Origin of the sequence: Pseudomonas sp. MEJ086 (genome assembly GCF_030209025.1) — a bacterium.
GTDB lineage: Bacteria > Pseudomonadota > Gammaproteobacteria > Pseudomonadales > Pseudomonadaceae > Aquipseudomonas > Aquipseudomonas fulva_A.
Map to the genome: position 1 here is coordinate 527,069 of NZ_JARVSV010000008.1, position 17,431 is coordinate 544,499.

The following is a 17,431-nucleotide window of genomic DNA, read 5'->3' on the forward strand; positions in this document are numbered from 1 at the left end:
CCCCGGCCTGTACGGGGCGTCTTGCTTTGCGTTTTCCAGGAGTTTGCGTGGCTCATCCTGCCCAGCGTCGCTGGTACCCCATCGCCTTCGCCGTGGCCCTGTTGGTGCTCATGCCCCTGCTGGTTCTACTGGTCAGCTGGCACGAGGTGGATCGGCAGATCTGGTCGCACCTGTGGCAGACGCAGATGCCGCGGTTGATCGGCAACACCCTGATCCTGGTGCTTGGCGTAGGCGTTGGCGTGACCCTGCTGGGCGTGAGCCTGGCCTGGCTGACCAGTCTCTGCGAGTTTCCCGGGCGGCGCTGGCTCGATTGGGCGCTGATGCTGCCATTCGCCATCCCCGCTTACGTGCTGGCCTTCGTGTTCGTCGGTCTGCTGGATTTCTCCGGCCCGGTACAGACCTTGCTGCGCGAGTGGTTCGGCACGGGTATACGGTTTCCGCGGGTGCGTTCCACTGGCGGGGTGATCATCGTTCTGGTGCTGGTTTTCTACCCCTACGTCTACTTGCTTGCTCGCAACGCGTTCCTGGCCCAGGGCAGGGGGCTGATGGAAGCCGCCCGTACCCTCGGTCATTCGCCCTGGCAGGCCTTCTGGCGGGTCGCCCTGCCGATGGCGCGGCCCGCCATCGGCGCCGGGCTGGCGCTGGCACTGATGGAAACCCTGGCCGACTTCGGCGCCGTGTCGGTCTTCAATTTCGATACCTTCACCACGGCCATCTACAAGACCTGGTATGGCTTCTACAGCCTGGGTAGCGCCGCGCAGCTGGCTTGCCTGCTGTTGTTCGCGGTGATGCTGGTGCTCTATGGCGAGCGTCGGGCGCGTGGAGCCGTAAGGCCTTGCGCCGAGCGACCGCGAAGTGGCGCGCTGTACCACCTCAGCGGATGGCGAGCGTTTGCGGCCAGTGGTTGGTGCCTGCTGGTATTCGCCTGTGGTTTCTTAATCCCGGTGCTGCAACTGCTTGTTTGGTTCTGGCAGCGCGGGCGCTTCGATCTGGATGAGCGCTACCTGGCACTGATCCAGCACACCCTGTATCTGGGCGCTGCGGCAGCGTTGATCACCGTGTCCGTGGCGTTGCTGCTGGCGTTCGCCCGGCGTCTGGCCCCCACGCGGCTGATGGGCGCCACCGTCGGTCTGGCCAACCTCGGTTATGCGCTACCCGGTTCGATGCTGGCCGTGGCGATCATGCTGGCCTTCAGCACCCTGGATAACGGGGTGGTCATCCCCCTCTCGACCTGGCTGGGTGGCACCGGCAAGGCCCTGCTGCTCGGCAGCCTGGGGGCGTTATTGCTGGCCTACCTGATCCGCTTTCTGGCAGTGGCCTACGGACCATTGGAAAACAGCCTCGCGCGCATCCGTCCTTCGCTGCCCCAGGCATCGCGCAGCCTGGGCGTCGGCGGCGTGCCGCTGTTCCTGCGGGTCTATCTGCCGTTGCTGATGCCCGGCGCGCTGTCTGCCGGGTTGCTGGTGTTCGTCGATGTGCTCAAGGAAATGCCCGCCACATTGCTGATGCGGCCTTTCGGCTGGGACACGCTGGCCGTGCGCATCTTCGAAATGACCAGCGAGGGGGAGTGGGCTCGGGCTGCGTTACCGGCCCTGACCCTGGTGCTGGTGGGGCTGTTGCCGGTGATTCTGCTGATTCGCCGCTCGGCCCGGCGAATCGGATAAACGGTCGCCAGGCAGGCGCCGGGCTGCCTCATGGCGTGTCCTGCGGGCTTTGTTACAAGGCCTGCCAATGTCCAAGATGACCGGCTTCGACCATGCGGCTACAATGCGCGCCATTCGCTGCGGCCCGTCATGTGCCCATCTCCGTCTGTGCCGGAGTGGCCCGATCAGTGCGCGCCACGGCCTTGCAACGCCCGGAAGGAGATCCCATGGGACAGCGCACACCTCTTTACGACCTGCACCTCGCGCTCGGCGCGAAGATGGTCGACTTCGGCGGCTGGGACATGCCGCTGCACTATGGCTCGCAGGTCGAGGAGCACCATCAGGTGCGCCGCGATTGCGGGGTTTTCGATGTCTCGCACATGACCGTCGTCGATGTGCTGGGTAGCGATGCCCGGGGCTACCTGCAGCACCTGCTGGCCAACGACGTGGCACGTCTGCAGGCGCCGGGCAAGGCGCTTTACAGCGCCATGCTCAACGAAGAGGGCGGCGTGATCGATGATCTGATCGTCTATCTCCTCGATGCATCGGATGCGCCAAGCTACCGGCTGGTTGTCAACGCGGCCACCCGCGACAAGGATCTGGCCTGGATGCGCGCGCAGAGCACCGATTTCGCTGTCGAGCTGCACGAGCGCAGCGATCTGGCGATGTTCGCCATCCAGGGGCCCAAGGCACGCGCCAAGACCAGCGAACTGGTGAGCCAGGCCCGTGCCAGCCTGATCCACGAACTCAAGCCGTTCCAGGGTCTGCCCGATGGTCAGTGGTTCATCGCGCGTACCGGCTACACCGGTGAAGATGGTCTGGAAATCATGTTGCCGGCTGGCGAAGCGGTGACCTTTTTCAATGACCTGGTCGGCGCGGGTATTTCGCCGATCGGCCTGGGCGCGCGCGATACCTTGCGCCTGGAGGCCGGCATGAATCTCTACGGCCAGGACATGGATGAGCAGGTTTCCCCGCTGGCTGCCAACCTGGCGTGGACGCTGGCCTGGGAGCCGGCTGAGCGTGCCTTCATCGGCCGCGAAGCGCTGCAGCGTCAGCATCAGGATGGCTCGCACTCACGTCTGGTTGGCGTGGTGCTCGAAGAACGCGGTGTGCTGCGTGCTCATCAGGTCGTGCGAGTCGATGGCGTGGGCGAAGGTGAAATCACCAGCGGCAGCTTTTCGCCCACCCTGGGCAAGTCCATCGCCCTGGCCCGAGTGCCGGCCAAGACAGGGGATCGCGCCGAGGTGGAAATCCGCGGCAAGTGGTACCCGCTGCGCGTCGTGCAGCCGAATTTCGTCCGCCACGGCAAAGTGTTGATCTGATACGGTCGGCTGAATCTGGTCGAGCGATGGTTGGCCAGACGCGGCCGCTACATGCGGCTGGATGCAACCTGTGCGCACCTGCTAAATTTCCCTGACGGCGCGGTCGCCGTCCTGTCTGATGAGGAACGACAACATGAGCTCTATCCCCGCCGATCTGCGTTACGCCACCAGCCACGAGTGGGCGCGACTCGAGGCCGACGGCAGCATAACCGTGGGCATTTCCGATCATGCTCAGGAAGCTCTGGGTGATGTGGTGTTCATCGAGTTGCCGGAAGTCGGCAAGGTGCTGGACGCCGGTCAGGAAGCCGGTGTGGTTGAATCGGTGAAAGCCGCTTCCGACATCTATGCACCGGTCGGTGGTGAAGTGATCGCGATCAACGAAGCGCTCGCCGACAGCCCGGAAAGCGTCAACAACGATCCATATGGCAGCTGGTTCTTCAAGCTGCAGCCCAGCGATGCCGCACAACTGGAGAAGCTGCTCGACAGCGCCGGTTATGAAGCCAGCATCGACGGCTGAGCCATCGAAGGCGCATGAAAAAGCCGGCCCCTTGGCCGGCTTCTCCGTCACTGCTGGGCAGTGAGAATCGCCGTGGCCAGCTCCAGATCGCTGGCTTGCAGATCGGGGTGATCCGCACGAATCTTCTGCAGTGCCGCTTCCAGGTACGGGCCACGGATCTCGCCATTGCTGGCGATGTAGCTGCTGGCATCGTCCTGCGCAGGGATGATCATCTTGTTGTCCTTGAACGTCAGGTAGGTCGACGCAGTGGTCGCACCCGATGACAGGATATCGCGCAGGTTGGCAGAGAATGCCTGGGAAGATGCGGCCAGGAACAGGCCAGCGAACAGCAACGAACTTAGACGGCGCATAGCGGTAACTCCTGTTGGTTTTTCTATTCCTTGAGAGTGCGCGCCCGGGTTACTGGTTCCACTGTTCATCCTGAGAGCGCTGGTACCACAGCGCAGAGCCTCGCTTACAGCTCGAAACGTCGCACCGAGGCCTGCATCGCCTGAGCCGAGTTGTCCATCTGCACCAGCATGCTCGCCAGCTCCTGCATGGCCTGGTTGTTACGCTGGGCGACCTCGCTGATCATCTCCACCCGTTCGGCGACTTCATTGCTGGCTTTGGATTGTTCGGTGATGGTGTGGGAGATCTCGTCGACCATCTGCGCCGAGCGCTGTACGCCCTGGCGAATCTCGTTGATGGAGGTATTGGCCTGTTGCGCCATGCCGACGCCCTCGTTAACCCGGCTGACCCCCGAGTCCATGCTTTTTACCGCCTGTACCGTGGACTCGCGGATACGCTGGATCATGCCGGTGATTTCCTGGGTCGATTGCGCTGTGCGCGCTGCCAGGCTGCGTACCTCGTCGGCCACCACGGCGAAGCCACGCCCGGCTTCACCGGCGCGTGCCGCCTCGATGGCGGCGTTGAGCGCCAGCAGGTTGGTCTGCTCGGCGATGCTTCGGATCACCTGGATGATCGAGTTGATTTCCTCGGATGACTGGCCGAGTGCGGTGATGGTCCGGGACGACTGGTTGACTGCGTCAGCGATGTGATTCATGCCGTCGACCACACCGAGAATCACATGCCCACCGCTTTTCATCAGGTGCTCCGAGTGTTCGGAAATGTCTCGGGCGCTGCGGGTGTGTTCGGCGATCTGGGCGATGTTGCCAATCATCTGTTCCATGGCGGCGGCCATGCTGGTCGCCCCGTCAGCCTGCTCGCTGGCACCTCTGGCGACTTCACCGGAGGTTTCACTGAGGTTGTGGGAGGCCTTGCGAAGTTCTTCGCTCTCGGTACGAATGGTCTCGATCATTCGGCGCAGGCTGGCCTGCATCTCCGCCAGGGCCTGCTGCAATTGCCCGGCCTCGTCCTGGCTGTCGACGCTGATGGTCGTGCTCAGGTTGCCCTGAGCCATGGTGCGCGCTGCATGGATGATTTTCGCCAGCGGTTGCAGGACCGATTGCAGCAGGCGTCGGGTTATCCACAGGATCAGCAGGCACGCCAGGCCCAGGCTGCTCCACTGCCACCAGGAGGCCTGGCGCACCATGGCTTCGGTGTCCGTGCGGGTCTGCGCGACGCTGGCCTCGATCTGCGCGCTGATCGCCTCGTTGCGCTCTTCCAGTTCACCGAAGCTGCGCGAGAATTCGGGCATCAGCGTGCGTGCTGCCGCCGGGTCGACGAGGGCCTGCCCGACGATGCGGGTTGCGGACTGGATATAGTTCTCGAGAACCGGGCCAAGCTCATCGATGGCCTGGCGAATGTCGGCTGCCAACGGCAGCTTGGCGTTTTCTGCCATTGCCTGGCGAAAGCGATCGCTGTGCTCCTGCAGATCGTCGCGCACCTGCGTGGCTGCAGCGCTGTCGCCGGGAGCGGTCAGGAACGCGCCGAGCACATCGGCACGCAGGGCGTCGTGCATCATGTCGCCGTCCATGTGATTGCGCAGTGCATTGGCATTCACTTCGTTGGCGACCAGAGCATCGCTCAGCAGCGCCTGCCCCCAAAGGCCGATGCCCCCCACCAGAAGCGTGGCAATGATGCTGACGGCCCCACAGGCAAGCATCTTCTGGCGGATGTTCATGGCGCCGCTCCTGGCTGAATCGGGCCCGTTGAGCCCGTTCAGCGGAGATTAACGCTGCTCGCTTTGCGGTGTCACGCGCAACACTTCTTCGATGGTGGTCTGGCCGGCGGCGATCTTCTGCGCGCCGGACAGACGCAGGCTGCGCATGCCGTCCTTGAAGGCCTGGCGACGCAGTGGGGTGAGGTCGGTGTCGGCACTGATCAATGGCTTGAGGCTGTCGTTCAGGACCATGATCTCGTACACCCCGGCGCGCCCGCGATAACCGGTTTCCCGACACTCCACGCAGCCCACGGCGCGGTGCGCGCCGGTTGGCAGGGGGGCGTTCCAGGGCCGGGTCAGTTCTTGCCAGTCTGCCTCGTCGAGTTCCAGCGGTGCCTTGCAATGCGGGCACAGCGTGCGCACCAGGCGCTGGGCCATGACGCCGAGCAGGGTGGCCTTGAGCAGGTAGTGCGGCACGCCCAGTTCGAGCAGGCGGGTGATGGCGCTTGGCGCATCGTTGGTATGCAGGGTCGACAGGACCAGGTGGCCGGTGAGTGCCGCCTGGATGGCCATCTCGGCGGTTTCCAGGTCGCGGATCTCGCCGACCATGATGATGTCCGGGTCCTGACGCATCAGCGCGCGTACACCGCTGGCGAAGGTCAGGTCGATGTTGTGCTGCACCTGCATCTGGTTGAAGGCGCCCTCGATCATCTCGATGGGGTCTTCGATGGTGCACACGTTCACCTCGTCGGTCGCCAACTGCTTGAGCGTGGTGTACAGCGTGGTGGTCTTGCCCGAACCAGTGGGGCCGGTAACCAGAATGATGCCGTTGGGCTGACGGGTCATGCTTTCCCAGCGCTTGAGGTCGTCCGGGCTGAAACCCAGTTGGTCGAAGCCGCGCAGCAGCACGTCCGGGTCGAAGATCCGCATCACCATCTTCTCGCCGAAGGCGGTCGGCAGGGTCGACAAGCGCAGCTCGACCTCGTTGCCGGCTGGTGTCTTGGTTTTCACCCGGCCGTCCTGGGGTTTGCGCTTTTCGGCGACGTTCATCCGCCCCAGCGTCTTCAGGCGGCTGACGATGGCCATGGTCACCTGGGCAGGGAATTGGTAGACGGTGTGCAGCACACCGTCGATGCGAAAGCGCACGCTACCCTGTTCACGTCGCGGCTCGATGTGGATGTCACTGGCGCGCTGCTGGAAGGCGTACTGGAACAGCCAGTCGACGATGTTCACCACGTGGGCGTCGTTGGCGTCGGGTTCCTGATCCTGGGCTCCGAGGTTGAGCAGTTGCTCGAAGTTGCCGACGTTGCTGATCTTCGCGTCGCTGTTGGTCGCGCCGCTGACCGAGCGGGCCAGGCGATAGAACTCCACGGTGAAACGCTGGATGTCCGCCGGGTTGGCCACCACGCGTTTGATCGAGCGCTTCAGCACGTGGATGAGGTTGGCTTCCCAGCCATGCATGAAGGGCTGGGCACTGGCGATGGTCACCGATTCGGCGTTCACCGCGACGGCGAGGATCTTGTGGCGCTGGGCGAAGGCGTAGGACATCAGCGGGGTGACCGCTGCGGCGTCGATCTTCAGTGGATCGATGCGCAGGTAAGGCTGCCCGGCATGCTGCGCCAGCCATTGCGTAAGCCCTTCCAGATCGAGTTTGCGGCCCGCTCGAGTCAGGTCGTCGAGTTGCTGGGCTGCCAGGAACTCCAGCGGATGAAGGTCGTTGCTGGCACCGCTGCGGCGGATCGCCAGGCATTGCTCGGCACTTTCCTGGGCGATTCGCCCCTGTGCGACCAGTTCACGCAGCAGCTCGTTGAGGTCCAACAGGCGGTCGGGGGCTTGAGGCGAGAGGCTGGACATGCGGGCTCCTGAGGATCCGGTAAAGGGTGTGCTCCGTGCGAACCGTCAGCATGCCCGATTGCGGCGACGTTGACTAAGAGCCGGTTCAAAGCTTGAGCAGGCTCTGCGCGCGGTCACTCTTTTACAGCCGGCTGCTGGTCGCGCAGGGGCAACTGCTCCTGCCCATGCGGCTGATCCTGAATGTCGGCCTTGGCACTGTCGTCTTCCAGGCTCTGCACTGCCAGCGCGGGTGGCGGGGTCAGGCCCATGGAGACGTAGATGCTGGTCAGTGCGTCGACGCCCATGTTGGCCGGCTTGACCCATTCCGCAGGCACATAGAGCAAGCCGCCGCCGATGGGGATCGGTGCGGTGGGCACGAGAATCGCGAAGTGCGGGCGGCCTTCCAGATCGACCGGTTGCGAACTGGGCTGCAGGGCCAGCACGGCCACGCCATCGCCGCCGAAGAAGCACCACACCGGCCGCATGCTGGTGATGTCGGTGTTCTTCTTGTCCAGCAGGCCGACGAAGCGGTCGGCCAGGTTGTAGAAGTTGCCGATCAGTGGCGTGCGGCGCAGGGTCACGTCGATCAACCAGCCAAGCGGCCTGCGCAAGCCCAGCTTCACGGCCAGGCCAAGTGGATAGAGGCTGATCAGCAGGACCAGAGTGCCGAGCAGGTAGGCCAGGTAGGGGTTGCTCGCGAAGGGCGTGCCCAGGGCCGCGAAAAGCCTACCGATGGCCGTGGAGGGGCCGATCAGGTTGTTCAGCAGGCTGACGATCCAGGCCAGCACCACCATGGTCAGCGCCAGTGGCAGCAAGGCCAGCAGGCCGGTGAGCCAGGTCGCGATGATGGATTTCAGGCTGAGTTTGAACATCGATGGGGCGTCCTGTCTTCGAGCGAGGCAGGTAGGCGAGCTACCTGCCGGGTTTGTCAGCCGTTTTTCAGCAGCGTTTTCCAGGGCTTCAGACTCATGATGATCTGCGCCTGAGTCATGCGTGGCTCCAGTTCTTCTGGACTCAGTGGACGCTTGGCCAGTTCAGCCAGTTTGTTCAGCTCACCGAACAGGCGATCGGTCTCGGCAACGTCGAGCACGTCACGCGCCAGGTGCAGCCAGAGCAGCAGGCGTTCGAGGCGCGGCAATTGTTCGGCGAGATCTTCGGGCTGCTGCTGGTAGCGCTTGAGCTGCAGATCGCGGCCTTCTTCAGCGATGAAGGTGGGCAGCCAGCTTTGCAGGGCCGCAGCACCCTGGCGGTCGCCCCGTTTGTTGCGCGAGGCCGTCCAACTGCGGGCCAGCAGCCAGCGCGAGGCATTCAGCGAGAACAGGCCCCAGCGGGTCTGTGCCAGTTCGGCGGTGAATTGCGCGGGTGCGTCCTGGCGAGCGGTGTCATCCTGCTGGCCGGCCAGCACCCGTGGACGCCAATCTTCGAGCAGGGCGTCGAGTACCTTGCGCAGCTCACTGCTGCTGGCCCGTGGTGCGGCCTGGCCGAGGCTGCCGAGCAGGGCGCGCAGATCCACCAGGCAGTTCAGCCAGTCGACCAGCAGGCGCCAGTGGCCATTGTGACGGTACTGTTCGGCGAGGCGCTGGCTGCTGCCGAGCAGGAACCAGCCGATGGCGGCGACGGCGTCGTCCAGGCTCTGCTCGGCCTGCAATTGCGGTGTGGGCAACTGCAGGCTGTAGCTGGCTTCGTCGAACAGACGGTACCCGCGCTCGGCCTTGCTGATGTCGCACGGCATCAGGGCCAGGTCGGCGGCCAGTTCAGCGGCCAGCTCCAGCAGCGCTTCGGGCTCGCCCTGGCGCAATTCGAGTTCCAGTTCGCAGATTTCTTCCTGCTGCTTGCCCACGATCACCTTGCCCAGATCGAGAGCGGCCTCGATGACCACTCTGGCCTTGCCGCGGCCCCAGGCGATCTCGGCGCGCTGACGAACGAAGTCGGTGGTGAAGATCGGCTTCAGCTGTTTCTTGTCCAGCTCTGCCAGGCTGGCGGGCCAGCAGCTGTCATCGAGTTTCTTCAGATCCAGTTTGGCCTTGGTCAGGTACCAGTCCCACTCGTTGCGCTCGGACAGCCCGGCGACGCTCTGACCGCGACTCTTCAGGGTCTGAATCACCTGATCGCCATCCTTGCGCAGGCGCAGGGCGACCTTGGCGCCGGCGAGGTCGCGCGCTTCGGTGTCGAAGTACTGGTTGAGCAGCTCGCTCGTCTCCCAGCCACCCTTGCTGCGTTTCTTCAGCAACGGGTGGGTTTGCAGGGCAGCCAGGGTTTCGCGACTGGCGCGCAGTTTGATTTCGGTTTCTTTATTCATTGCGAGGGCTCGGTGAAGCGGCGACGGCGGCGGGGATTGCACGGTGCGGGACGCTGCCCGGCACCTTAGGCCGTACAGGGTAGTGGAAAAGCGCGACGGATGCAGGTCGGCGAACGGTCATCGTGGAGCGGGAGGCAGTGGCTGGACTGTGCATTACCATAGCTTTACCGATATTTCCCCGGCGTTCGCGGAAAATCCGTCACGAAATACGTCATTGTGACGGAACGATGACACGCGCTGGCTTGCCCAGGATGTCATCCGTATACTTGCCGCCTCTTTGACAGACAGGGGTCACCCCCATGCCAAGCAATCCGTTCATCAGCAGCCTTTTTGGCCGCTCGCCGATCGGGCCGATGCAACAGCATATCGCCAAGGCTCACGAGTGCGCCGCCAATCTGGTGCCATTCTTCGAGGCGGTCATGGCCGAAGACTGGACACGCGTCGAGCAGGTGCAGCAAGAGATGGTTCGCCTGGAACACGATGCGGACAAGCTCAAGAAGAATGTGCGCATGCACCTGCCCAAGAGCCTGTTCCTGCCCGTGCCACGTTCCGATCTGCTGGAATTGCTCAGCACCCAGGACAAGGTGGCCAACCGGGCCAAGGACATCGCCGGGCTGATGCTGGGCCGCTCCATGACCATTCCCGTCGACCTGCAACCGCTGATGTTGGCGTACGTGCGTCGTTGCGTGGATGCCAGCGCCCAGGCGCTGAAGGCAATGAAGGAGCTGGATTCGCTGCTCGAGGCCGGTTTCGCCGGTCGTGAGGCCACCCTGGTCGAGCGCATGGTCGAGGAGCTCGAAGAAATCGAGCGCGAGACCGACCGCCAGCAGATCGAGGTGCGCCGCACCTTGTTCAAACTGGAAAAGGATCTTCCCGCAGTCGATGTGATGTTCCTCTATCGGATCATCGACTGGGTCGGAGACATTGCCGATCGCGCCGAGCGCGTGGGCAACCGGCTGGAACAACTGCTGGCGCGCTAAGCCGCCAGCATCCTTTCTGGGTTTACAGGTAAATCTCTATGTCTCTTGTCGCGGACTACGGTTTCGTACTCCTCGTGATGGCCTGCTGCTTTGGTTTGTTCATGGCGTGGGGTGTCGGTGCAAATGATGTGTCCAATGCCATGGGCACGTCGGTGGGTGCGAAGGCACTGACCATCAAGCAGGCGATTCTCATCGCCATGGTTTTCGAATTCTGCGGTGCCTACCTTGCCGGTGGCGAGGTGACCGAAACCATCAAGAACGGCATCGTCGATGCGTCGGTGATTCCCGCCGACATGTTCGTGCTGGGCATGATGGCGTCTCTGCTGTCTGCCGGTACCTGGCTGCTGATCGCCTCGCTGCGTGGCTGGCCGGTATCGACCACGCACTCCATCGTTGGCGCGATCATCGGCTTCGCTTCGGTCAGCGTGTCGGTCGATGCGGTGAACTGGGGCGGCCTGGTACCGATCGTCTCCAGCTGGGTGGTCACTCCGTTCATCTCCGGCTTGCTCGCCTTTGGCCTGTTCATGAGCGTGCAGTGGTTGATCTTCGACACCGAAGACCCGTTCCGCAATGCCAAACGCTGGGTGCCGGTGTACATGTTCCTGACCGGTTTCATGCTGGCACTGATGACCTTCACCAAGGGCCTCAAGCACGTTGGCCTGAACTTCACTACCGGCCAGAGCATTCTGCTGTCCGCCGGTGTCGGCCTGCTGGTCGCCGGTCTCGGCATTCTCCTGTTGCGCCGTATCAAGCTGGACCCGGAAGCCGACAAGGATTTCCACTTCGCCAGCGTCGAGAAAGTCTTCGCGGTGCTGATGATCTTCACCGCCTGCTCCATGGCCTTCGCCCATGGTGCCAGTGACGTCTCCAACGCCGTGGGCCCGCTGGCTGCGGTCGTTGGCGTGATCGAAGCCGGTGGCGACATGGCGATTGGCGGTCAGTCTTCGGTGCCCGGCTGGGTGCTGCTGATGGGCGCCGTGGGTATCGTCATCGGCCTGGCCACCTACGGCTGGAAAGTGATTGCCACCATTGGCAAGAAGATCACCGAGCTGACCCCAAGCCGAGGTTTCGCCGCCGAGCTGGCCACCGCGGCCACGGTGGTCGCTGCATCTGGCATCGGTCTGCCGATCTCCACCACGCACACGCTGGTGGGCGCGGTACTGGGTATCGGCCTGGCACGCGGTATTGGCGCCCTGAACCTGGCCGTGGTCGGCAAGATCTTCACGTCCTGGGTGGTCACCCTGCCAATCGGCGCGGCGCTGGCGATCATCTATCTGGAAATCTTCATGCTGATTTTCTTGTGATCCTCTGACGGTCTGCTGCGCGTCGGCACTGCGGGTTAAAAACAGGCTCGGATAGCCGCTTGCGGCTAACGCGCTTAAGCGCGGCCCGAAGGTCGAGCGACGCGAGTAATGCTCATGTACAAAAGTACAGTCGCCCGCGACCCCGGCCGCTTCCTCGCCTGTTTTTGCGGGGCCGCCTAGGCCTTGCATTGCTCTAGCTCGCTAGACCTCGAAGAACTCTGGCTGAGCGGCAATTCTCCATTGGCGGTTCTCGCGGGCCTCGCTTCTCTTTATGATGAGGCGACCGACCCGAGAGAGCCGCCATGTCATTTACCCTCAAGGATCGTTTCGCGGCGCTGATTGCCGCGCCATCGGTCAGTTGCACGCAGCCTGCGCTGGATCAATCCAACCTTCAGGTCATCGATCTGTTGGCCAACTGGCTGAGCGACCTGGGTTTCACCTGCGAGAAACAGCAGGTCGAGCCGGGCAAGTTCAACCTGATCGCGACCCTTGGCAGTGGCCCTGGCGGCCTGGTACTGGCCGGGCACAGCGACACCGTTCCCTTCGACGAAGCCTTGTGGCAAAGCGACCCGCTCAAACTCACCGATACCGGTGATCGCTGGGTAGGCCTGGGCGTGTGCGACATGAAGGGCTTCTTCGCGCTGATCATCGAGGCCGTTCAGGGGCTGCTCGACCAGCCGTTCAAACAACCGCTGATCATCCTAGCCACCTGTGATGAAGAGAGCTCGATGTCGGGCGCTCGGGCCCTGGCCGAAGCCGGGCGGCCGCTTGGCCGCGCGGCGGTGATTGGCGAGCCGACCGGGCTCAAGCCGATCCGCCTGCACAAGGGCGTGATGATGGAGCGCATCGATATCCTCGGGCAGAGCGGGCATTCCTCCAATCCGGCGCTGGGGCATAGCGCGCTGGATGCCATGCACGACGTCATGGGTGAGCTGATGCAGTTGCGCCGCCAGTGGCAGCAGGAGTACCGCAACCCGCAATTCAGCGTGCCGCAGCCGACCCTCAACTTCGGTTGCATCCATGGTGGCGACAATCCCAACCGGATCTGCGGGCAGTGCTCCCTGGAGTTCGACCTGCGCCCGTTGCCGGGCATGCAGCCGGAAGCCTTGCGCGCGGCAATCCGTCAGAAGCTGCAGCCTCTGGCCGAGCGTCATGAAGTGAGCATCGACTTCGCCCCGCTGTTTCCCAGCGTGCCGCCGTTCGAGCAGGTCGCCGATGCCGAGCTGGTACGCCTTGCCGAGCGCCTGACCGGGCACACCGCAGCTGCAGTGGCCTTCGGTACCGAGGCGCCGTATTTCCAGCAGCTTGGCTGTGAGACGCTGGTGCTCGGCCCGGGCGACATCGACTGTGCCCACCAGCCTGGCGAGTACCTGGATGTAGACCGCCTGCAACCCACGGTCAAGCTGCTGCAACAGCTGATCCGTCACTATTGTCTGTAAAACAGGGAGCCTGCCGCTGATGCCTTTGCGACGACGATAACGCACTGAGCCTGCCTGCGAAGCGAGTGCTTCGCGCCCACCGATGCTTCTTTCGTTTTCACAAAGGTTTCGCTGCACATGCACGACTACGTCAACTGGCTTCGCCACGCTTCGCCCTACATCAATGCCCACCGGGACTGCACCTTCGTGGTCATGCTGCCCGGCGAAGGGGTGGCCCACCCCAATTTCGGCAATATCGTCCACGACCTGGTGCTGTTGCACAGCCTGGGCGTGCGATTGGTGCTGGTGCATGGCTCGCGCCCGCAGATCGAGGCACGCCTGAGCAATCGCGGGCTGACACCGGTCTATCACCGCGACCTGCGCGTGACCGACAGCCCGACGCTGGAGTGTGTGATCGACGCAGTCGGCCAGTTGCGCATCGCCATCGAGGCGCGCCTGTCCATGGACATCGCCGCCTCGCCGATGCAGGGCTCGCGCCTGCGGGTGAGCAGCGGTAACTACGTCACCGCACGGCCCATCGGCGTTCTGGATGGCGTCGACTATCACCATACCGGCGAGGTGCGGCGGATCGACCGCAAGGGCATCAATCGCCAACTCGACGAGCGCAATATCGTGCTGTTGTCGCCGCTGGGGTATTCACCCACCGGCGAAATATTCAACCTGGCCTGCGAGGACGTGGCCATGCGCGCGGCCATCGATCTGGCGGCCGACAAGCTGATCCTGTTCAGCAGCCAGCAGGGGCTGCTCGACGACGACGGCAAGCTGATCCGCGAACTACGCCCGCAACAGGTTCCTGCCCATGTCTCGCGCCTGGGCAGCGACTATCAGGGCGAGCTGCTGGATGCCGCCGCCCAGGCCTGCCGCAGCGGCGTCAAGCGCAGCCATATCGTCAGCTACACCGGCGACGGCTCGCTGCTGACCGAACTGTTCACCCGCGATGGGGGCGGCACCCTGGTCGACCCCGAGCAGTTCGAATCGCTGCGTGAGGCGAACATCGGCGACGTCGGCGGGTTGATCGAGCTGATCAGTCCGCTGGAAGAACAGGGCATTCTGGTGCGCCGCTCCCGGGAAGTGCTCGAGCGCGAGATCGGCCAGTTCAGCATCGTCGAGCGCGACGGCATGATCATCGCCTGCGCCGCGCTCTATCCGATTGCGGACTCGACTTGTGGCGAGCTGGCGTGCCTGGCGGTCAATCCCGAGTACCGCCACGGCGGGCGCGGTGACGAACTGCTCGAACGCATCGAGGAACGCGCCCGGGCCATGGGCATCAACACCCTGTTCGTACTCACCACCCGCACGGCGCACTGGTTCCGTGAGCGCGGTTTCGAGCCCAGCAGCGTCGAGCGCATGCCAGCGGCGCGGGCTTCGCTGTACAACTTCCAGCGTAATTCGAAGATATTCGAGAAAGCGCTTTAGGTCGGGCTGTCCCGCGCTTGCTGCTGGGGCGGCATCCGGCGGTTGGCGCTCACCCGCATCGCCTGCAGCGGCCAGTGGCTGCTGCAGGGGGTAATCAGGCGCGCTTTTTGGTGGTGGAGGGATTGGGGGCGGCGCGGTTGATCTTCTCGGCGCTGAGTCGGCGCTGGCCTTCTCCGTCGACCCAGCCTGCTTCCCAGGCTGCAGCGGGGACGCTGTCAGCGAACGGCTGCGCGTCTGAAGAGTGGCCTGCCAGACCAGCCATGTAGCCCTGTTGGTAAGCCTTGGTAAGGCTTTCCAGGCTCCAGTGCTGGTCTTTTTCGCGGTGGTTCATGAGATGGGTTCGCATTGAGTGCCTGCAAACAATGCTAGCCAAATACGGCGGGTGTAACCGGGCCGCTGGTCTCGGATTTATGACCACTGGCTTTTTTTGTGACGGGGTTGGCGTGAGCGATCGAGCTATCGCTCAGACCGCCAACGCCAGGATGCTGGCCTGATAGGCAGCGGCGAAGCTGTCGAAGTCACCGTCCTCATGCACTTCCAGTTCGGCCTGCTCCTGCAGGGAACGCTGCGCAGCCTGCTCGAATTCGGCCTGTTGCTCGGCACTCAGCGGTTGCCCGCGGAAATGCTCGGCATGGCGCTTGCTCTGGCGCAGGGAGAAGGCCGAAAAGCTCTCACCCTTCTGCAGTTCTGCCAGCACCTGAGCCGATGGCGTCAGGCTGGCGTCGTCGATTTTCGCACGTTGTGCCTGCAGGGCACTGGCGTGGGCTTCGCCACCCTGGCTACCGTCGAGCAATCGGGTGATCGCTTCGATACCGTCCAGCAGGTCATGAGCCCAGCTCTGCAGCACCACCGGCCCACCCTGGCGATGCAGGTGCAGGCCGGGACGGCGACCTTCCTTGACCACCTTGAGGAAGTTGTCGGAACAGCTGCCGCACTCGCCATTGCTCAACTGCGGGCTGTCCTGCAGGGCGCAGAACAGCAGGAAAGCATCGAGGAAGCGCGATTCGGTGAGGTCGATGCCCAGCGGCAGGAACGGGTTGATGTCCAGGCAGCGGGCTTCCACGTACTGCACGCCACGGGCCACAAGCGCCTGAATCGGCCGCTCGCCGCTGTAGGTCACGCGTTTCGGGCGGATGTTGGAGTAGTACTCGTTTTCGATCTGCAGAATGTTGGTGTTGAGTTGCAGCCAGTCACCGTCCTTCTTGGTGCCGATGTCGACGTAGGGCGGGTAGGGCGTACCGACTGCCTGGCGCAGGCTGTCGGTGTAGCTGGCCAGGTCGTTGTAGCAGGGCGTCAGCCCGGCCTGGGCCTCGCTCTGATAACCCAGGTCGCTCATGCGCAGGCTGGTGGCATAGGGCAGATACAGGGTGTCGGCATCGAGTTCCTGCAACTGATGGGCACGGCCGCGCATGAAGTTCTTGTCCAGCGCCGGTGATGCGCCGAACAGGTACATCAGCAACCAGCTGTAGCGGCGGAAGTTGCGGATCAGCGCGATGTAGCGCGACGACTGATAGTCGCGGGCGCTGCGCGTGTCGCCTTCGGCCTGCTGCAGCACGGCCCACAGCTGCTCCGGCAGGGAGAAGTTGTAGTGAATGCCGGCGATGCACTGCATGGTCTTGCCGTAACGAAGGGCCAGCCCCTTGCGGTAGACGTACTTGAGCTGGCCGATATGCGAGTGACCATAGCGGGCGATCGGAATGGTCTCTTCGTCCGGCAGCGGGCCAGGCATCGACGGGCTCCACAGGAACTCGCCGTCGAGCTTGCTGTAGACGAAGCGGTGGATGCGGTCGAGCTCGTCCAGGGTGTCGCGCGGATCGACGGCGGTCGAGGTGATGAACTCGAGCAGCGACTCGGAATAATCCGTGGTGATCTGCGCGTTGGTGAGCGCCGAGCCGAGAGCGACCGGGTGCCCGCTCAGTGCCAGTTCGCCTTCGCTGTCGACGCGCAGGCACTCGCGCTCGATGCCGTGCAGGCACTGGGAAAGCAGGGAAAGGTTGGCGTGCTCACCGAGCAGTGCCAGACGGCGGGAGAACAGGTCGCTCAAGATTGCATTCCTTCACGCAGCGGTCGCCCCAATATGGGGGTGGATTCTGCACTCTACAAGGGGGCGAATGGCTGACGTTGGTCGTCTGGCGAAAAGAGCGTGCATTCTAACGCTGCAAGGCGTTCTGGCGAAGGGCTGCCCGTGATGGAAGCCTGTCGGGCGACGCGACGGCCCGGCAGGCTGTTGGCAGGCAGGGCCAGCGTGTTCCCTACAGGCAGGCGAAGGTGGCCTGCGCCTTGGCGACCAGCTTGTCGTGCTGGTGCACTTCGGCTTCGATCACCTGGGTGCGACGTCCGGCATGTACCACCCAGGCCCGGCAGCTCAGTTCACCCTCGGTAACCCCGCGGATGTAGTTGACCTTGCACTCCAGGGTGACGCTGCTCGGCTCGCCGTCACTGAGGCTGTGGCTGGCCTGGCCCATGGCACTGTCGATCAGCGAGAACAGCGCGCCGCCGTGCAGCTTGCCGTGCAGGTTGCGCAGGCCATCGTGCATGTTCAGGCGGATCACCGCTTCGCCGGCTTCGGCCTTGACGATCTGCAGGCCAAGCAGGCGCCCGAAGGCGCTGCTCTTGCCGACTTCTTCCATGGGCTGG

15 protein-coding genes are annotated in these 17,431 nt (G+C 63.7%); 7 read left to right on the forward strand and 8 right to left on the reverse strand.

Going from position 1 to position 17,431, the window contains the following annotated elements; all coding sequences use genetic code 11:
• The first annotated feature begins 47 nt into the window (after positions 1-47).
• The 3 genes from QRN22_RS07660 (at position 48) to gcvH (ending at position 3,482) form a co-directional block, all read left to right on the forward strand.
• Positions 48-1,664 (forward strand): ABC transporter permease, encoded by a 1,617-nt coding sequence (locus QRN22_RS07660; protein WP_042552319.1) that lies wholly within the window; start codon positions 48-50, stop codon positions 1,662-1,664.
• 206 nt (positions 1,665-1,870) lie between these two features.
• A complete protein-coding gene (gene gcvT / locus QRN22_RS07665; RefSeq protein ID WP_042552320.1) occupies positions 1,871-2,965 on the forward strand; it encodes a glycine cleavage system aminomethyltransferase GcvT in 1,095 nt (364 codons plus the stop codon).
• Between the two features lie 133 nt (positions 2,966-3,098).
• The gene (gene gcvH, locus QRN22_RS07670) at positions 3,099-3,482 is read left to right on the forward strand and encodes a glycine cleavage system protein GcvH (RefSeq protein WP_042552321.1); all 384 of its coding nucleotides are present in this window, start codon (positions 3,099-3,101) and stop codon (positions 3,480-3,482) included.
• A gap of 47 nt (positions 3,483-3,529) precedes the next feature.
• Here the strand turns inward: gcvH and QRN22_RS07675 are convergent, their stop codons facing one another.
• From QRN22_RS07675 to QRN22_RS07695, 5 genes are all read right to left on the reverse strand, one after another.
• Positions 3,530-3,832 (reverse strand): DUF2388 domain-containing protein, encoded by a 303-nt coding sequence (locus tag QRN22_RS07675; protein ID WP_082045714.1) that lies wholly within the window; start codon positions 3,830-3,832, stop codon positions 3,530-3,532.
• Positions 3,833-3,936: 104 nt separating this feature from the next.
• Entirely contained in the window at positions 3,937-5,544 is a 1,608-nt protein-coding gene (locus QRN22_RS07680) for a methyl-accepting chemotaxis protein (RefSeq protein ID WP_042552322.1), read from the reverse strand.
• Between the two features lie 48 nt (positions 5,545-5,592).
• A complete protein-coding gene (gene tfpB / locus QRN22_RS07685) occupies positions 5,593-7,377 on the reverse strand; it encodes a type IV pilus assembly ATPase TfpB (RefSeq protein ID WP_042552323.1) in 1,785 nt (594 codons plus the stop codon).
• Positions 7,378-7,490: 113 nt separating this feature from the next.
• Positions 7,491-8,228: a DUF502 domain-containing protein gene (locus QRN22_RS07690; RefSeq protein ID WP_042552324.1), complete on the reverse strand. Its 738-nt coding sequence runs from the start codon at positions 8,226-8,228 to the stop codon at positions 7,491-7,493.
• A gap of 56 nt (positions 8,229-8,284) precedes the next feature.
• The gene (locus QRN22_RS07695) at positions 8,285-9,655 is read right to left on the reverse strand and encodes a CYTH domain-containing protein (RefSeq protein ID WP_042552325.1); all 1,371 of its coding nucleotides are present in this window, start codon (positions 9,653-9,655) and stop codon (positions 8,285-8,287) included.
• A 299-nt stretch (positions 9,656-9,954) separates the two neighbouring features.
• Here QRN22_RS07695 and QRN22_RS07700 point away from each other — a divergent pair, with 299 nt between their 5' ends.
• The 4 genes from QRN22_RS07700 (at position 9,955) to argA (ending at position 14,794) form a co-directional block, all read left to right on the forward strand.
• Complete coding sequence (locus QRN22_RS07700) at positions 9,955-10,635, forward strand: TIGR00153 family protein (protein WP_042552326.1); 681 nt, start codon at positions 9,955-9,957, stop codon at positions 10,633-10,635.
• Between the two features lie 38 nt (positions 10,636-10,673).
• Positions 10,674-11,939 carry an inorganic phosphate transporter gene (locus QRN22_RS07705; RefSeq protein ID WP_042552327.1) on the forward strand — a complete coding sequence of 422 codons (1,266 nt, stop codon included), beginning with the start codon at positions 10,674-10,676 and terminating at the stop codon, positions 11,937-11,939.
• 302 nt (positions 11,940-12,241) lie between these two features.
• Positions 12,242-13,378: an acetylornithine deacetylase gene (gene argE / locus QRN22_RS07710; protein ID WP_042552328.1), complete on the forward strand. Its 1,137-nt coding sequence runs from the start codon at positions 12,242-12,244 to the stop codon at positions 13,376-13,378.
• 117 nt (positions 13,379-13,495) lie between these two features.
• Positions 13,496-14,794 (forward strand): amino-acid N-acetyltransferase, encoded by a 1,299-nt coding sequence (gene argA, locus QRN22_RS07715; RefSeq protein ID WP_042552329.1) that lies wholly within the window; start codon positions 13,496-13,498, stop codon positions 14,792-14,794.
• A 94-nt stretch (positions 14,795-14,888) separates the two neighbouring features.
• Here the strand turns inward: argA and rmf are convergent, their stop codons facing one another.
• From rmf to QRN22_RS07730, 3 genes are all read right to left on the reverse strand, one after another.
• Entirely contained in the window at positions 14,889-15,125 is a 237-nt protein-coding gene (gene rmf, locus QRN22_RS07720) for a ribosome modulation factor (protein ID WP_042552330.1), read from the reverse strand.
• A gap of 132 nt (positions 15,126-15,257) precedes the next feature.
• Entirely contained in the window at positions 15,258-16,838 is a 1,581-nt protein-coding gene (gene gshA, locus QRN22_RS07725; protein WP_042552331.1) for a glutamate--cysteine ligase, read from the reverse strand.
• A 208-nt stretch (positions 16,839-17,046) separates the two neighbouring features.
• A complete protein-coding gene (locus QRN22_RS07730) occupies positions 17,047-17,424 on the reverse strand; it encodes a PaaI family thioesterase (protein ID WP_042552341.1) in 378 nt (125 codons plus the stop codon).
• Positions 17,425-17,431 lie beyond the last annotated feature (7 nt).

What these genes read in the sequence shown, in the direction of transcription:
- gcvT (WP_042552320.1), top strand. Translation starts at nt 1,871, where the DNA reads ATGGGACAGCGCACACCTCTTTACGACCTGCACCTCGCGCTCGGCGCG.
- gcvH (WP_042552321.1), top strand. Translation starts at nt 3,099, where the DNA reads ATGAGCTCTATCCCCGCCGATCTGCGTTACGCCACCAGCCACGAGTGG.
- QRN22_RS07675 (WP_082045714.1), bottom strand. Translation starts at nt 3,832, where the DNA reads ATGCGCCGTCTAAGTTCGTTGCTGTTCGCTGGCCTGTTCCTGGCCGCA.
- QRN22_RS07680 (WP_042552322.1), bottom strand. Translation starts at nt 5,544, where the DNA reads ATGAACATCCGCCAGAAGATGCTTGCCTGTGGGGCCGTCAGCATCATT.
- tfpB (WP_042552323.1), bottom strand. Translation starts at nt 7,377, where the DNA reads ATGTCCAGCCTCTCGCCTCAAGCCCCCGACCGCCTGTTGGACCTCAAC.
- QRN22_RS07690 (WP_042552324.1), bottom strand. Translation starts at nt 8,228, where the DNA reads ATGTTCAAACTCAGCCTGAAATCCATCATCGCGACCTGGCTCACCGGC.
- QRN22_RS07695 (WP_042552325.1), bottom strand. Translation starts at nt 9,655, where the DNA reads ATGAATAAAGAAACCGAAATCAAACTGCGCGCCAGTCGCGAAACCCTG.
- QRN22_RS07700 (WP_042552326.1), top strand. Translation starts at nt 9,955, where the DNA reads ATGCCAAGCAATCCGTTCATCAGCAGCCTTTTTGGCCGCTCGCCGATC.
- QRN22_RS07705 (WP_042552327.1), top strand. Translation starts at nt 10,674, where the DNA reads ATGTCTCTTGTCGCGGACTACGGTTTCGTACTCCTCGTGATGGCCTGC.
- argE (WP_042552328.1), top strand. Translation starts at nt 12,242, where the DNA reads ATGTCATTTACCCTCAAGGATCGTTTCGCGGCGCTGATTGCCGCGCCA.
- argA (WP_042552329.1), top strand. Translation starts at nt 13,496, where the DNA reads ATGCACGACTACGTCAACTGGCTTCGCCACGCTTCGCCCTACATCAAT.
- rmf (WP_042552330.1), bottom strand. Translation starts at nt 15,125, where the DNA reads ATGAACCACCGCGAAAAAGACCAGCACTGGAGCCTGGAAAGCCTTACC.
- QRN22_RS07730 (WP_042552341.1), bottom strand. Translation starts at nt 17,424, where the DNA reads ATGGAAGAAGTCGGCAAGAGCAGCGCCTTCGGGCGCCTGCTTGGCCTG.